The 16293-nt window shown below is 51.6% G+C and carries 12 protein-coding genes; 8 read left to right on the top strand and 4 right to left on the bottom strand.

Annotated elements, in window-relative coordinates:
- Positions 1–595 precede the first annotated feature (595 nt).
- From G7Y39_RS06240 to rseP, 8 genes are all read left to right on the top strand, one after another.
- On the top strand, positions 596–2410 hold the full coding sequence (locus G7Y39_RS06240; RefSeq protein WP_165156131.1) for a glycoside hydrolase family 2 protein: 1815 nt from the start codon (positions 596–598) through the stop codon (positions 2408–2410).
- 2 nt (positions 2411–2412) lie between these two features.
- Positions 2413–2910: a GNAT family N-acetyltransferase gene (locus G7Y39_RS06235; protein WP_165156129.1), complete on the top strand. Its 498-nt coding sequence runs from the start codon at positions 2413–2415 to the stop codon at positions 2908–2910.
- 66 nt (positions 2911–2976) lie between these two features.
- Complete coding sequence (locus tag G7Y39_RS06230; protein ID WP_165156127.1) at positions 2977–3582, top strand: DUF4290 domain-containing protein; 606 nt, start codon at positions 2977–2979, stop codon at positions 3580–3582.
- The gene (gene murA, locus G7Y39_RS06225; protein WP_165156125.1) at positions 3579–4883 is read left to right on the top strand and encodes a UDP-N-acetylglucosamine 1-carboxyvinyltransferase; all 1305 of its coding nucleotides are present in this window, start codon (positions 3579–3581) and stop codon (positions 4881–4883) included. The genes G7Y39_RS06230 and murA overlap by 4 nt, the downstream gene beginning before the upstream one ends.
- Positions 4884–4895: 12 nt before the next feature.
- Positions 4896–5417, top strand: a complete 522-nt coding sequence (gene rimM / locus G7Y39_RS06220) for a ribosome maturation factor RimM (protein ID WP_165156123.1) — start codon at positions 4896–4898, stop codon at positions 5415–5417.
- 28 nt (positions 5418–5445) lie between these two features.
- Positions 5446–6309 carry a M23 family metallopeptidase gene (locus G7Y39_RS06215; RefSeq protein ID WP_165156121.1) on the top strand — a complete coding sequence of 288 codons (864 nt, stop codon included), beginning with the start codon at positions 5446–5448 and terminating at the stop codon, positions 6307–6309.
- A gap of 6 nt (positions 6310–6315) precedes the next feature.
- Positions 6316–7467, top strand: coding sequence for a 1-deoxy-D-xylulose-5-phosphate reductoisomerase (locus G7Y39_RS06210; RefSeq protein ID WP_165156119.1), 1152 nt, complete (start codon positions 6316–6318; stop codon positions 7465–7467).
- Positions 7468–7497: 30 nt separating this feature from the next.
- Positions 7498–8826 carry an RIP metalloprotease RseP gene (rseP, locus tag G7Y39_RS06205; protein ID WP_165156117.1) on the top strand — a complete coding sequence of 443 codons (1329 nt, stop codon included), beginning with the start codon at positions 7498–7500 and terminating at the stop codon, positions 8824–8826.
- Positions 8827–8960: 134 nt separating this feature from the next.
- Here rseP and G7Y39_RS06200 read toward each other — a convergent pair whose 3' ends face one another.
- From G7Y39_RS06200 to G7Y39_RS06185, 4 genes are all read right to left on the bottom strand, one after another.
- Positions 8961–9704, bottom strand: coding sequence for a lipopolysaccharide assembly protein LapB (locus G7Y39_RS06200; protein WP_165156115.1), 744 nt, complete (start codon positions 9702–9704; stop codon positions 8961–8963).
- A 158-nt stretch (positions 9705–9862) separates the two neighbouring features.
- On the bottom strand, positions 9863–13243 hold the full coding sequence (secA, locus tag G7Y39_RS06195; protein WP_165156113.1) for a preprotein translocase subunit SecA: 3381 nt from the start codon (positions 13241–13243) through the stop codon (positions 9863–9865).
- Positions 13244–13377: 134 nt separating this feature from the next.
- Entirely contained in the window at positions 13378–14964 is a 1587-nt protein-coding gene (locus tag G7Y39_RS06190; RefSeq protein ID WP_165156111.1) for an alkaline phosphatase family protein, read from the bottom strand.
- Positions 14961–16148 (bottom strand): DUF4105 domain-containing protein, encoded by a 1188-nt coding sequence (locus tag G7Y39_RS06185; protein WP_165156109.1) that lies wholly within the window; start codon positions 16146–16148, stop codon positions 14961–14963. The genes G7Y39_RS06190 and G7Y39_RS06185 overlap by 4 nt, the downstream gene beginning before the upstream one ends.
- Positions 16149–16293 lie beyond the last annotated feature (145 nt).

The raw sequence follows: 16293 nt of genomic DNA, 5'->3' as shown, positions 1-16293 counted from the left end.
CCAAAATCGTGCGCGGGTGCACCGATTACAGCAGCATGCTCCCCATGAACATGGGTTTGAGTACTAATAAATACTAAATGTTTAATGAAAACAAAATCAGGGGATAGAAGCTAACAGCCATTGAATCCGTGATTTGCAATTTCGTCCGGCTGTGCTTGGACGCTTACGTTTACAACCCTATTCATGGCAGTTTATAATGCCCAACGGCAGTATTTGTGTCGCCCAGCGTGGCTATATGTGTAGGTTTTCGTCCCCATTCGTGCCTGAAAATGGTAATATTCTCACCTAAAAGAGCGTTTTGTGGCTCCTCTTGGCTTCTGGTTTGACCGATCTCAGGAATGTCGCTGTCACGATTTACCTATAAAAAGAATCAGAAAGAAAGGAGAAGGACAACCTGAGCGCCTTATTGATAATGAGATTTACCTATAACCGTTCTCCCATAACATAAGAGCCTTTTTGAGAAAGCGAAGGTATTTTAAATGAAAGAACCGTGGGCGGTTTTGATGTTTTCTTGTCTTACTGGCCTATAAATCGAGATTTATATCTATATTTGTCGATTGAAAGTGTGTTATCAATTCAAAATGTGAATAATATCATGAGAAAATTATTGTTAGCCTTTTGTACGTTAGCCATGGCCTGTAGCGCCGGGGCGCAGTGGAAGCCCGCTGGAGACAAGATCAAAACGGATTGGGCTGAGAAAGTAGATCCCCGGCATGTATTGCCGGAGTATCCGCGTCCCGGGCTGGAACGTGCGGATTGGCAGAATTTGAACGGCGAGTGGGAATACGCGATCCTTCCAAAAGGACAGGTGGAGCCGGCGAGTTTCGATGGGAATATCTTGGTGCCGTTCGCCGTGGAATCTTCCTTGTCTGGCGTGCAAAAAGAAGTGGGAGAGAAGAATGAGTTGTGGTATAAACGAACCTTTACGGTACCCTCCTCCTGGAAAGGGAAAGACATCTTGTTGAATTTCGGCGCCGTGGATTGGAAAGCGGACGTGTTCGTGAATGATATCTTGATCGGTTCCCACACGGGAGGTTTTACCCCGTTTTCCTTGAATATCACGCCCTGCCTGGATGGCAAAAGCACGCATAAGCTGGTGGTGCGTGTATGGGACCCGAGCGATAAAGGCTTCCAGCCTCGCGGCAAGCAAGTGGCCGACCCGGAGGGAATCTGGTATACGCCGGTCACCGGAATCTGGCAGACCGTATGGCTGGAACCGGTCGCTTCCTCGCATATCACCTCTATCAAGGCGATCCCGGATATCGATAATGGCGTGATGAGCGTGACGGTCGGGGCTTGTTCCGACTCCCCGCTGCCGGATATCGTGGAGGTAAGCTTGCTCGACAAGGGGCGGGTGGTTGCCGGCGCCAAGGGCGTACAAGGAAAAGAATTACGCCTGGCCGTGCAGAATCCTACGTTGTGGGAACCTTCCAATCCCTATTTATATGATATGAGGGTGAGCCTGTCAAAGAATGGCAAGAAGGTAGACGAGGTGAAATCGTACACCGCCTTCCGCAAGATATCCGCCGAGCGCGACGCCAATGGCATCATGCGTATGCGCTTGAACAACAAGAACCTGTTCCAGTATGGCCCGCTCGACCAGGGCTGGTGGCCCGACGGGCTTTACACGGCTCCCACGGACGAGGCGTTGCTGTATGATATCGTGAAGACGAAAGCGTGGGGTTTCAACATGATCCGCAAGCACGTCAAGGTAGAGCCGGCCCGCTGGTACTATCATTGCGATAAGGAGGGTATGTTGGTTTGGCAGGATATGCCTAGCGGCGACATGGGTAACCAATGGGCGCCTCATACGTACAACGGTGGAACCGACAAGGAGCGTACCGAAGAGTCTGTCCGCAATTATTACAAGGAGTGGAAGGAGATCATGGACCTGTGCGTCTCGAACCCTAGCGTAGTGGTATGGGTTCCCTTCAACGAGGCTTGGGGCCAGTTCGATACCGAGAAGGCTGCCGAGTGGACAAAAACATACGATCCTTCCCGTCTGGTGAATCCGGCCAGTGGCGGTAATTTCCGTGCGTGCGGCGATATATTGGATTTGCATAATTACCCGGCCCCGGCGATGTACCTGTTCGATCCGGCACGCGTGAACGTATTGGGCGAGTATGGCGGTATCGGCCTGGCCGTGGAGAACCATTTGTGGTGGAACAAACGCAACTGGGGCTATGTGCAATTCAAGAATAGCGATGAGGTGACCGCCGAGTACGTGAAGTACGCCAAGGAGTTGAAGGCGATGATTCCGAAAGGCTTCTCCGCCGCTGTCTACACGCAAACCACGGACGTGGAGGGCGAGGTGAACGGCCTTATGACCTACGACCGCAAGGTCATAAAGATCAACGAGGCCGAGGTACGCAAGATGAATCAAGAGGTGATCAAGGCGTTGTCTGAGTAGATATGATTCGGGATGTGAGTCCGCGAGACGCCAAGGCGATCGCGGACATATACAATGAGTATGTCGCGAATAGCGTGGCTACGTTCGAGACGGAGCCTTTGCGGGTGGAGGAGATGGAGCGTCGCATAGCCGGGATCTCGGCGAGCTATCCTTACCTGGTGTACGTAGAGCAGGACGAGGTCGTGGGATATTGCTATGCCCACGCGTGGAAAGAAAAGGCCGCCTATAAATATACGCTTGAGACTACCGTTTATTTATCCCCGAGACACCAAGGCAAGGGAATCGGCCGTCAGCTTATGGAAAGGCTGATCGAGGAATGTCGGGCAGGCGGCCGCCACGCCCTGATCGCCTGTATCACCGAGGGGAATGAGGCCAGCTGCTCGCTGCATGAGAAACTGGGATTCAAAAAAGTATCCCACTTCGAGAAAGTAGGGCTGAAATTCGGGCGGTGGCTGGACGTGGTAGATTATGAATTGATAATTAAGCCTAACGAGAGGTAACTTTCGAATCTCAATTTTCAATTCTCATTTAATATGCCTATCTTCGCGATAAACAAAATGTAAAGAATGAAATACAATACAGAAGAAAAGAGATTGACTTTGCCCGAATACGGGCGCAATATCCAAAATATGGTGGACTACTGCGTTACCATCCAAGACCGGGAGGAGCGCAAGCGTTGCGCCAACACGATTATCAACATCATGGGAAACATGTTCCCGCACCTGCGTGACGTAAACGACTTTAAGCATATCCTCTGGGATCATCTGGCGATCATGGCCGATTTCAAGCTCGATATAGACTATCCGTACGAGATCATCAAGAAGGAGAACCTGTATAGCCGTCCGCCTCGTATCCCGTACAACAACAACTGTATACGCTACCGTCATTACGGAAAAACCTTGGAGCTCATGATCCGCAAGGCCACGGAGCTGCAACCCTGCGTGGAGAAAGACCAGCTCGTGCGACTGCTGGCCAACCATATGAAGAAATCGTTCCTTTCCTGGAACAAGGAAAGCGTGGACGACCGTAAGATCTTCAAGGATCTGGACGAGCTATCCGGCGGCAAGATCGTATTGAGCGAGGGTGAGCACAAACTGGCCGAGAGCCGTGATATATTGGCCCGTAATAACAGTGGCGGCCACAAAAGAAACTTTACGCGTAAAGGCAGATGAGCGCGTTCGTTATAGAAGGCGGTTGTCACTTGTCCGGCGAGATCGTCCCGCAAGGCGCCAAGAATGAGGCGTTGGAGGTGATCTGCGCCACATTACTTACCCCGGAGAAGGTGACCATACACAATGTGCCCGATATCTTGGACGTGAATAACTTAATCCAGCTCCTCCGGGATATGCGGGTCAAGGTGGAACATCCGTCCGCCGATACCTATACCTTTCAGGCGGATGAGGTGGATATAGAGTATTTGCGTACCGAGGAGTTCCTGCGCAAGAGCGGTAGCCTGCGGGGTTCCGTGATGATCGTAGGCCCGTTGGTAGCCCGCTTCGGCAGGGCGCTGATCCCGAAGCCGGGGGGCGACAAGATCGGGCGACGCCGGCTGGACACGCACTTCGTGGGAATCCAGAAGCTGGGCGCCTGCTTTAGCTACGACTCCGGGCGGCAAGTGTACGAGATAGAGGCACGCCAGTTGAAAGGCGCCTATATGCTGCTCGACGAGGCCTCCGTGACCGGAACGGCCAATATCTTGATGGCCGCCGTGCTGGCCGAGGGGGTGACGACAATCTATAATGCCGCCTGCGAGCCTTACCTGCAACAACTTTCCACGATGCTGAACCGCATGGGAGCGAGGATCTCAGGTGTCGGTTCCAATCTGTTGACGATAGAAGGCGTACGGTCGCTTTCCGGTACGGAGCATACCATCCTCCCCGATATGATCGAGGTGGGTAGCTTTATCGGTATGGCTGCCATGACCGGATCGGAGATCACCATCAAGAACACAGGATATGATAAGCTGGGGATCATCCCGGACGCCTTTCGCCGCTTGGGTATTACCGTGGAGCAGCGAGGAGACGACATTTATATCCCCCGGCACGATTCCTACGAGATCGATACGTTTATCGATGGTTCTATCATGACCATCGCCGATGCTCCTTGGCCGGGGCTTACGCCGGACTTGCTGAGTGTATTCCTTGTCGTGGCCACGCAATCCGTGGGAAGCGTGCTGATCCACCAGAAAATGTTTGAGAGCCGCTTGTTCTTCGTGGACAAGCTAATCGATATGGGAGCCCAGATCATCCTTTGCGACCCGCACCGGGCCACGGTGATCGGGCTGGGTAACCGCTTCAAGCTACGGGGCTCTACGATGGTTTCCCCGGATATCCGCGCGGGTATCGCGTTGCTGATCGCCGCCATGAGCGCCGAGGGCACCAGTACGATCCATAATATAGACCAGATCGACCGGGGGTATCAGGGTATCGATAAACGATTGAACCGGATCGGGGCACGTATCACGAGGATCTAAAGGAGTTAGGTGATGATCAGAGAAGAAGAGGTTTTCAAGATCGGGTGGTTTGCCAAGCCCCATGGCATCAAGGGGGAGTTGTCGTTGGTGACGAACCGCGATGTGCTGGACGATGCCGAGGATCCGTACATCGTTTGCGAGATGGATGGTATCTTGGTACCGTTCTTTGTGGAGGGTTCCCGCTATAAGACCGATACGGTGGTCTTGGTGAAACTGGAGGACGTGAATTCCGAGGAGGATGCCCGCAAGTTCGTGGGCAAGGAGGTGTTTTATCCTTTAGACGCCGTGGACGAGGAGGATCTCGTGGAGGATGTGACGTGGGATCGCTTTGTCGGTTATACCGTGACGGACGTGTGTAAAGGCTATTTAGGAGAGATAACAGGCGTGGATGAGACGACAATCAACGTCCTTCTGCGTGTCGATCATAAGGGCGAGGAGCTGTTGATTCCCGCCGTGGAGGAGTTGATCACCGAGGCCGACCATGAGGCTTGCGGCCTTACAGTGTCTTTGCCGGAAGGACTGATTGATTTGTAATTGAGAATTTATAATTGAAGCTCAGGGGTTGAAAAAGAAGAATACGAAATCGTTTTGGCACCGGATCCGGTTCAAATATAAACTTTCCTTTATCAATGAGGGGACGTTGGAGGAGGTGTGGTCTTTCCGGCTTTCGCGGTTATCGGCGTTTGTCACCTTGGCGGTGTTCGCCTTTTTCTTGATCGCCTTTACCGCCTTTATCATCGTCAAGACTCCGATTCGTAACTACTTGCCGGGCTATCTGGATGTGGAGGTCCGCAAGGAGATCATGCAGAATGCCCTACGGGCAGATTCGTTGGAGCGTATGATCGAGATCCAGTCCCTCTATCTGGATAACGTGGCCGGAATCCTTTCCGGCACGATGCCCCTGGACTCGATCCGCCGGATAGACTCCTTGGCTAGCAGCGATATTAACTATGAGATCCCCCGTAGCGAGGAAGAGATTGGCTTCGTGAAAGATTACGAGGAAGAGGAGAAATATAATTTATCGGTATTGACCGATCCGGGCAAGGTCCCGACCGATGGAGTCTTTTTCTATAAGCCCGTGAATGGTGTGGTCACCTCTCATTATGAGACGGATGTCCACCACTATGGCGTGGATCTGGCTGCGGCAGCGAAGGAGAGCGTCTTGGCTACGCTGGATGGTACGGTGATCTACACCGGGTTCGACCCGAACCACGGAAACGTAATTCAAGTACAACATAAGAATGGATTCATCTCGGTTTATATGCACAACGAATTGCTGCTGAAAGCGGTGGGAGACCATGTGGTGGCCGGCGAGGCAATCGCTATGGTCGGGAATACGGGAGAGTTGTCTACCGGGCCGCACCTGCATTTCGAGTTGTGGTATAAGGGCAATCCGGTGAATCCGGAAGAATATATAGCTTTTTGATAATCCATGAAAAAAAGACAGTTAGCGATATTGGGCTCGACCGGTTCCATCGGGACCCAAGCCTTGGAGGTGGTGAGCGAGCATCCCGACCTTTTCGAGGTGTATGCCTTGACCGCGAATAACCAAGTGGACTTATTGATCAACCAGGCCCGGAAATATATGCCGGAGGTGGTGGTGATCGCCAACGAGCGGAAATATCCCGAGCTGAAAGAGGCCTTGGAGGATCTGCCGATCAAGGTATGGGCGGGTGCCGACGCTATCGCCCAGATGGTGCGGTCGGAGCCGATCGATATGGTGCTCACGGCGATGGTGGGCTATTCCGGCTTGCGGCCGACGATCTCCGCGATTGAGGCGGGAAAGGCGATCGCTTTGGCGAATAAGGAAACTTTGGTAGTGGCCGGCGAGCTGATCATGAAGCTGGCCGCCGAGCATAAGGTGCCTATCTTGCCGGTGGACTCGGAACATTCGGCCATTTTTCAATGTTTGACAGGTGCGTACGATAATCCGATCGAGAAGATCTTGCTGACAGCTTCCGGCGGCCCGTTCCGGCGGAAGACGCTGGAGGAGCTGGCTGCCGTGACGAAGGCGCAGGCCTTGAAGCATCCGAACTGGACGATGGGGGCGAAGATCACGATAGACTCGGCCTCGATGATGAACAAGGGCTTCGAGATGATCGAGGCGAAATGGTTGTTCGATGTCACGCCGGATCAGGTACAGGTAGTGGTGCACCCGCAGTCGGTGATCCACTCGATGGTGCAATTCGAGGATGGCGCCGTGATCGCCCAGTTAGGAATACCCGACATGAAATTGCCGATCGCCTACGCTTTCTCGTTCCCGACACGTATGAGGAGCATGGCGCCCCGCTTGGATTTCAACCGATATTCGACCCTGACGTTCGAGGAACCGGATATGGGGCGCTTCCGCAACTTGGCTTTCGCTTTCGAGGCGGCCCGTCAAGGAGGAAATATGCCCTGTGTGCTGAACGCCGCCAATGAGGTGGTGGTGGCCGCCTTCCTGCAAGACCGTATCGGTTTCTTGCAAATGAGCGACGTGATCGAGCGGGCTATGCGGAAAGCCTCGTTTATCGCCAATCCCTCGTATGAGGATTACGTGGCCACTGACGCCGAGGCCAGGCGGTTGGCGGCCGAGTTATTTTGAGATCATTTAAAACAGAACAAACAATAGTAGATGGAAACTTTTTTGATTAAGGCGTTACAGCTCATCTTGAGCTTATCGATACTGGTGATTGTCCACGAGTTCGGGCATTTTATCTTCGCCCGGATTTTCAAGGTGCGGGTAGAGAAGTTCTACCTGTTCTTCGACCCGTGGTTCTCGCTCTTTAAGCATAAGCCGAAAAACAGTGACACGGAGTATGGTGTAGGCTGGCTCCCGTTGGGAGGATATTGCAAGATCTCCGGTATGATCGACGAAAGTATGGACAAGGAGGCGATGGCTCAACCGCCCAAGCCCTACGAGTTCCGCTCCAAGCCGGCCGGACAGCGTTTGATGATTATGATAGCGGGCGTGTTGCTCAACTTCTTGCTGGCTTTGTTTATCTATTCCATGGTCTTGTTTACGTGGGGCGATACGTACTTGCCCTTGAAGAACATGAAGATGGGTATGAATTACAGCGAGACGTTCCGGAACGTCGGTTTTCAGGACGGCGATATCTTGCTGAGAGCGGACGACGAGGAGTTGGAGCGTTTCGGTAGCGACTGTTTTCGCAAGGTGGTGGAGGCGAAGACCGTGACGGTGCTCCGCGACGGGAAAGAGACCGTGATCCCCATACCGGAGGATATGATGCAGCGTTGCATGCGCGACGGGAAAGGCTTTGCCGATCCTTTGCGTATCCCGATGGTCGTCCGCGAGCTTCCCGACAAGAATGCCCCGGCGGCTCTCGCCGGCATGCGGCCGAGGGATAGCGTGGTGGCTATCAACGGTGTGGCTACCCCGACGTTTTATGATGCCTCCGGGTTATTGTCAAAGAATAAGGGTGAGGAGGTGACCGTCGATTTCTACCGGGACGGCCGGTTGGAGTCGTTGACCCTGAAGACGGACTCGGCCGGGAAAATTGGCGTAGCGGTGATGTCGCCCGCGGATCTCTATCAGACCGTGACCCGCGAATACGGCTTTTTCGAGTCGTTCCCCGCCGGTGTCGAGTTAGGTATTAACACGTTGAAGGGATATGTGAACGACATGAAATATGTGTTTACGAAAGAGGGCGCTTCCAGTCTAGGCGGTTTCGGTACGATCGGCGGGTTGTTCCCGTCTGTCTGGGACTGGCGGATTTTCTGGGAACGTACGGCTTTCCTGTCGATCATCTTGGCATTCATGAATATCTTACCCATTCCGGCTCTGGATGGCGGACACGTGATGTTCTTGATCTATGAGGTGGTGGCCCGTCGCAAACCGAGCGATAAATTCCTGGAGTACGCCCAAATGGCAGGTATGTTCATCCTGTTCGCTCTATTGATCTACGCGAATGGAAACGACATCTTCCGCTTCTTCTTCAAATAAGCGGACGAGAATCAAGAAGGGCCCGTATATATTTGTGCCCGGCAATTAGGCGGTGAAAAAGAGCGCAGGGGGAGAAAACTATCCACGGTCATTTCCCCCTGCGCCCAAAAAGCAGTCAAACTTTAACTTCCTTCTTATTTCAGGATGTCGTTGATAGAAGCGAGGATCTTCTTGGAGTTCTCGTCTTTCGGGTCGAGCTCGACAGCCTTTGTCAAATATTCTTTCGCTTGCTTGAAGTCTTTGTCGGCTTTTGCCTTCTCGGCGTTGTATTTATCCGGATCGGAAGTGGCGATCGGGGTAGCGGCTTGTAATATCTTCGCTCCGTTGCCGTACGACATGGCGCCAAGGCTGTAGTAAGCGTTGCTCTGGTAGTCCTTGTTCGATACGGCTAGGACCTCTTTGTACATTTTCTCGGCACCTGCCAGATCTCCCTTCTTTTGGGCGGCTTGTCCCTGTTTGATGCAGTAACCGTAAAGCAGCTTTTCCAGGTTGGTCTTGTTCTTGTTTCCATCGGGAATCACTTTTAATCCCTCTTTTACCGTAGCCAGGAATTCTTCTGTCTTGTTTAAGTTACGGTAAGCCATAGCCTCGCCTACATACGAGTCGTCTACGTTGTAGTTCATCTTAACGGCCATGTCGAAGTACTTGGCGGCCTCGGTGTAGTTCTTCGCTTGATTAGCGGCGTATCCGCAATTGAAGATACGGGCCGTGTCTTGGTAATTGTTTTGTTTTAGGTATTCGCCGTATTTTGCTACGACGGTAGCGTAATCTTTTGCTTTCAGAGCAGCGTCACCTTCATCTCTTAATTTGTCAGCATCTTGCGCGAATAGGTCTCCCGCACATAGGCATAAAGCCACTAATAAAACAATTTTTTTCATGATAATTATTAAATTTAATTGATTGGATGCGCTAAGTTAGGGTGTGCGGGAAAAGTCGCCAAGATATTTTACGTTTTTTAGAAAACAATAAAAATAGAAAACATAAAAAAAGGGATTGCCGCAAGCAATCCCTACGAATGAAAGACTCGATGGGTCTATTATAAACCTTGTCCGTGGCAGTTTTTGTACTTCTTGCCACTTCCGCAAGGGCATGGATCATTGCGCCCTACCCGTTTCTCGGCACGAACCGGAGCTTGCTTCGGCTGGGGTGCCCCGGCTTGGGCGTTGTTTCCGCTCAAGGTTGTTTTCTCCGCACGGTAACGGCTCATATCCTCGTGTCTCTCCGGGGCAGCCTCTTGTACGGCGATACGTTGGCGGGCTCTTCCCTCGGCGATCGCTTGGGCGGCTTGCTGGGCTACGGCCGCTTGACGGGCCCGCATGGCTTGGATTTGCTCCTCGGTCGGCTCCTCGCGCACCGGGATCTGGCCACGCATCAAGATAGCGGCTGTCTTACGGTTCATGTTGTCTACCATCGTCTTGAACAGGTTGTAAGACTCAAGTTTGTAGATCAACAATGGATCCTTGTTCTCATAGCTCGCGTTCTGTACGGAGTGGCGTAACTCGTCCATCTCGCGTAGGTGCTCTTTCCATCCCTCGTCGATCATATGCAATACGATTGATTTTTGGAAGGATTTAACGATAGCCTTACACTCCGTGTCGTAAGCCTCTTTCAGGTTACAAGATACATTGTACATGCGCTTGCCGTCCGTGATAGGGATCATGATGTTCTCGTACATCGCTCCTTGATTCTCGTATACTTGCTTGATAACCGGATGAGCGACCTGCGTCATACGCTCCATACGGCGCTTATACGTCTTCAATGCCTCCTCGAACAGTTTCTCTACGAGTTGCTCCGGTTTCATGCCTTTGAATTCGTCTCCCGTGAACGGACTTTCCATGGCGAATGTCTTGAACAATTCCAGCTTGAAGCCCTCGAAGTCCTCGGCGTGTTGATCGGCGATAGCCGTAGAGGTATCGAAAATCGTGTTCAATACGTCCAGGCCGATACGCTCTCCCATCAAGGCATGGCGACGACGGGTGTAGATCACGTTACGTTGTGAGTTCATCACGTCGTCGTATTCCAACAGACGCTTGCGGATACCGAAGTTGTTTTCCTCTACCTTCTTCTGGGCACGTTCTACGGACTTGCTCAACATATTGTGCTCCAAAACCTCGCCTTCCTTGAAACCCAGCTTATCCATCAAGCCGGCTATCTTTTCGGAAGCGAATAAACGCATCAAGTCGTCTTCCAGTGATACGAAGAATACGGAGGAACCCGGGTCTCCCTGACGTCCGGCACGACCACGTAACTGACGGTCTACCCGGCGGCTCTCGTGGCGTTCCGTACCGATGATCGCCAAACCGCCGGCATCCTTAACCTCTTTAGATAGCTTAATATCGGTACCGCGACCGGCCATGTTGGTAGCGATCGTAACTGTACTCTTCTGACCTGCCAAGGCCACGATCTCGGCCTCTTTCTGGTGCAACTTCGCGTTTAATACATTGTGCTGGATCTTACGCATCGTAAGCATACGGCTCAATAACTCGGAGATCTCTACGGATGTCGTACCCACCAATACCGGGCGGCCTGCCTCCGTCAGCCGAACGATCTCCTCGATAACCGCGTTGTATTTCTCACGTTTTGTCTTGTAGATTCGGTCGTTCATATCGTTACGGGCGATCGGCCGGTTGGTCGGGATCACCACCACGTCCAATTTGTAGATATCCCAAAACTCGCCTGCTTCCGTCTCCGCCGTACCGGTCATACCGGATAGCTTGTGGTACATACGGAAGTAGTTCTGCAAGGTGATCGTGGCGAATGTTTGTGTAGCGGCCTCTACCTTTACACGTTCCTTAGCCTCGATCGCTTGGTGCAGGCCGTCGGAATAACGGCGTCCGTCCATGATACGGCCCGTCTGCTCGTCGACGATCAGGACCTTGTTGTCTATAACCACGTACTCATCATCTTTCTCGAATAAGGTGTAAGCTTTCAACAATTGGTTGATGGTATGTACACGCTCGCTCTTAACGGAATAGTTCGCCAAGATTTCATCCTTTTGAGCCTGTTTCTCCTCCTCGGTTCCGGTCATATTCTCCAATTGGGATAATTGGGAAGTGATATCGGGGAGTACGAAGAATGTCGGGTCGTCCGTCTTGCCGGTCAATAGGTCGATACCTTTATCCGTCAATTCGATACTGTTGTTCTTCTCGTCGATCACGAAATACAACTCATCGGTTGCCTCGTGCATATGGCGCATGTTCTCGGACATGAAATATTCTTCCGTCTTCAACATTTGGGCCTTTATACCTTGCTCGCTTAAGAACTTGATCAACGCCTTGTTGCGCGGGAGTCCTTTATAGGAACGATATAGTTGGACTGTTCCTTCCTCCACGACCTTCGGGTCGTCGCTAGCCATTTTCTTCTTGGCCTCGATCAATAATTTGGAGCAAAGATCTTTCTGCGCGTTCACGACAACCTCCACGTTCGGGCGGAATTGCTCGAACAATTGTTCCTCTCCGCGAGGGATCGGTCCGGAGATGATCAACGGCGTACGAGCGTCGTCGATCAATACGGAGTCCACCTCATCGACGATGGAGTAGTTGTGCTTGCGTTGTACCAAGTCTTTCGGGCTGATCGCCATATTGTCGCGCAAGTAGTCGAAACCGAACTCGTTGTTCGTGCCGAACGTGATATCCGCCTCGTAAGCCTTACGGCGAGCCTCGGAATTCGGCTGGTGCTTGTCGATACAGTCTACGGAAAGTCCGTGGAACATATAAAGCGGTCCCATCCACTCGGAGTCACGTTTTGACAAGTAATCATTCACGGTTACCACGTGTACGCCGTTACGTGTCAAGGCGTTCAAGAATACCGGAAGGGTAGCCACCAAGGTCTTGCCTTCACCGGTCGCCATCTCGGCGATCTTGCCTTTATGAAGAACGACGCCACCGAACAGCTGAACGTCGTAATGGATCATATCCCAAGTGATCTCGTTTCCACCGGCTTTCCAGTGATTCGCGTAAATCGCCTTATCGCCTTCGATGCGGACAAAGTCGAAGCGAGCGGCCAGATCCCGGTCGAATGGGTTAGCGGTAACTACCACCTCCTCATGCTCGGCGAAACGGCGGGCCGTATCTTTCATGATGGCGAATACCTCGGGCAAGGATTGCTCCAGTATCACTTCCATCTTGTCCGTGATGGCTTTCTCGATTTTATCTACCTCGGTCCAGATCGCCTCTCGTTCTTCCAGTTCCTTATCCTCGATGCCTTCGCGAAGCGCTTCCACTTGCGCTTTCTCCTCGGCTACGTAGTCTTGGATACGTTGTTTGATCTCATCTGTCTTCGCTCGCAACTCGTCGTTCGAGAGTGCCTTGATTGACGGATATACGGCCTTTACCTTATCTACGTAAGGCGTGATTTCCTTAAGGTCGCGCTGCGACTTATTGCCGAACAGCTTCGTCATAAACTCATTAAATCCCATGATTCTTATGTTAATGGATAGTTGAGCAACTATCGTCTGTTATTACTTTGTTGTTTGAATAATTCGATAATAATAAATAAAGAAAGAGCCACACAACCCCTGACAATTATCAACTTTTAAGGATCAAGTCTCTATTATCTGGTTGTCAGCTCCCAGAGCGGCAAGCTTCGCGCAGCGTTGGGTGGCCGGATTCTCAGCACATGGGTTATCGTGGGGGCTACCTCTGTAGCCTTGACTTCGCGGTAGATATGTTGGGGCTTCAACCCGTTGCCCATAAATACCAGCGGGGTGATAACCGCGTTATTGCGTATGATCTTGACTTTTTCTTTCGGATTGTCGAGGTTTACTTTCCAGCCGGGTTGCAGCTCGATGATCAGGTCGCCCCGTCTCAGATGATGCGTGCCTTGACGGAAGTTGGCGGTTCCCTCGTTCCAGTCGCCCGTAAGCAAGCTCCTACCCGTGGTGACGAGTTGTACGCCACTGAATTCCTGTATGAACTCGGCGGCCTTGTTCTGTAAAGTTGTCAGATCCAGTTTGGCATCTTCTATCGCCTTTCGGTTCAAATAGATCTGGTTGTCGTAGTATCCCTGTACCCAACTGGTATGTTGGCCGTAAATGGCCATCAAGTACATGTTAAGCAGGGCCACGCAACGTTTCGGGTGGAACTCGCCTCCATTCACCATCAGACCGTCCGGATAGGACTCCTCGCTTTTGTAATAACCGGAACCGGTGAAGACTACCAATGTATTGGCCAAGCCCACTTTCTTGTCGATGGTATCCAACAGCTTCTCAATGTCTTGGTCGAGTTGGTAATACGTATCTTGAATCTCCCGGGTGTATTCCTTGCTCATCGTTCCCCGGTAATTACCGGCGTAGTACGTGATCGACAGCATATCCGGGCAGCTGCGTGTGCCAAACCCTCCGTATTCCAGGAACTGGAGGGCCAAGCGATTGATCTCCTTATTGATGAACGGCGAGGTCTTCAGGTTCGGATAGCAGTTCGCGAACTTCTCGCTGAACGTATAGCGGAAAGGTAGATCGTCCAACACGTAAGGAAAGGCATCGTATCTATCCATCGGAAGGGTAGGAGTCCATACCATGGATTCCAGGCGTGACGCCAAGGATTCCGGGCCGTTATTATAGCGGTCTACGTACCAAGGGATTCCCTTGTAGTACGTCGTGGTAGCCCATTTCCCGTTGATGTTGTCCATCCAGAAAGCTCCGTTCGCCGCGTGTCCGGCGGAAAGGATGGCACTCTCGGCATCCGGGGCGATGGAATATACGTCGCTCCTCCCTTGAGAGGCGATTTTCAACTCGTCGCCGATCGTGGAGCTGAATAAATTCTTGGGCGAATAATTCTCTTTCGTGTAGTTACCTAGATATTCGGGATCATTTAAGATCGAGACCTCTTTCTCTTTCTCGAAATCAAACGTCTTATCTCCGGCGATACCGCTGAAGCAAGGGTTGCTCCCGGTAAAAAGGGTCGCGAACGCGCTGGCTTGGTCTATGTCCGAGAACTCGAAGCGGATATTGTTATATACCAACCCCTCGTTCATCAAACGCTTGAAGCCACGTTCGCCAAATGTATTGTAAAAGTATTCTATATAATCGCCCCTCAGCTGATCCACGGTAATACATACCACCAATTTGGGGGTACGCTGTTGCGCCTCAAGGTTTGTCACCACGAGGATAGCGATAAGTGACGTTATAATTTTTCTCATCCGATTCTCCATATCTTTCTGTAAACACCCCAACCCGAACGAACCCAAATCGAGGCTACAAGCGGAATAAAGGCACTGTTTAGATGTTGCGGGATGAAATGCCATCCCAGTAACATCAGCGTAAGCGCCGCAAAGTTAATAAAATGGTAGTAATATGCAGCCTTCCTCAGCTTTTTTACGCAAAACAAAATAACAGCGATCAAATCGAGCGGCTGTAACCATACCAAAGACCAGTTCGGCCACGTGCAGGGATGGACGGATATAAAGCTAAGAAAGAAAAGGATGACACCTCCGGCCCCGGCTGCCGAGAAAAGGACGAGATCCACCCACGGGCAATATCTTTTTTTGTGCCATTCGATCCAAGTAAGTCCTGAAACGGTCCCGAACAGAAGCCAGGCGCAGACTAAAGGGGTGAATAAATCCCAGATCTCTCTTTCCGGTTCATCGGCTTCCCCGGCTCCGATCACGTGAGTCTCGCTCACCAAGGGGCGGATTGTGCCGTCCGGGTTCGTGATGGTGGCTTTAGCGAACGCTTCTTTTAGATAAGGGGGAAGGAAGAGCATCTCGTGTTGGGTGGCCTCCCGGTCGGTGGGGCTGCCCAGCGCCAGGTCGCATCCGAACGTGAGCCACGGATGGTTTCGGGTACAATGATTAATAAGATTCCGGAAGGTCCGGGATTGATAGGGATACTGATAGTCTACGCTCCCGTCGATCTCCTTTTCCAGGATCGCGGCAGGGCGGGTAGCGCAATTATCGAAAAAGAAGTTGTAACGGTATACCCTGTTCTCCGGCCTGTAATTAATAAGCAGGGCATCCCATATATGTTCTTTCTCTTCTGGGGTAAGGTTCAATACTTGCTCCGTGATATCGCTGCCCCGCATCTGGTACTCGATCACGTAGTCTTGGAAATCGGCCACTCCCAGTTTATAATCCGTCTCTCCTTTCGCGAACCGGTAGATAAAATTAGGTTTGGAGAAGTCAAATATACCGTAATTGAATATATAATCTATGTTTTGCTTGGGATCGTATATGCGCAGGGCGGCATGCCCGTACACGGTGAATACCTCCTCGTCGTAAGGTGCGCTGGTCATCAAACTGATACGGGCCTCCTCGCTCAGTTTGGGCTGTGCGATCGCCGATATGGAAAGAATCCCCAGCAGGAATAGAGATAATATCTTTTTCATGCTCTTCTTGATTATCGGATACAAAGGTAATCATTTCTTTTCTATAAAGATAAAAGCCGGAACAGGCTTGGGGCAAAACCGTGCCGGAATGTAAGTCTTCCAATCCTTGATGTTACCCAAATACCTCTTTTTCGATTGTTTTGAC

It is taken from the genome of Parabacteroides sp. ZJ-118 (assembly GCF_011038785.1).
In the GTDB taxonomy this organism is placed as follows: Bacteria; Bacteroidota; Bacteroidia; order Bacteroidales; family Tannerellaceae; genus Parabacteroides.
This window is presented reverse-complemented; position numbering and strand designations above follow the sequence as displayed.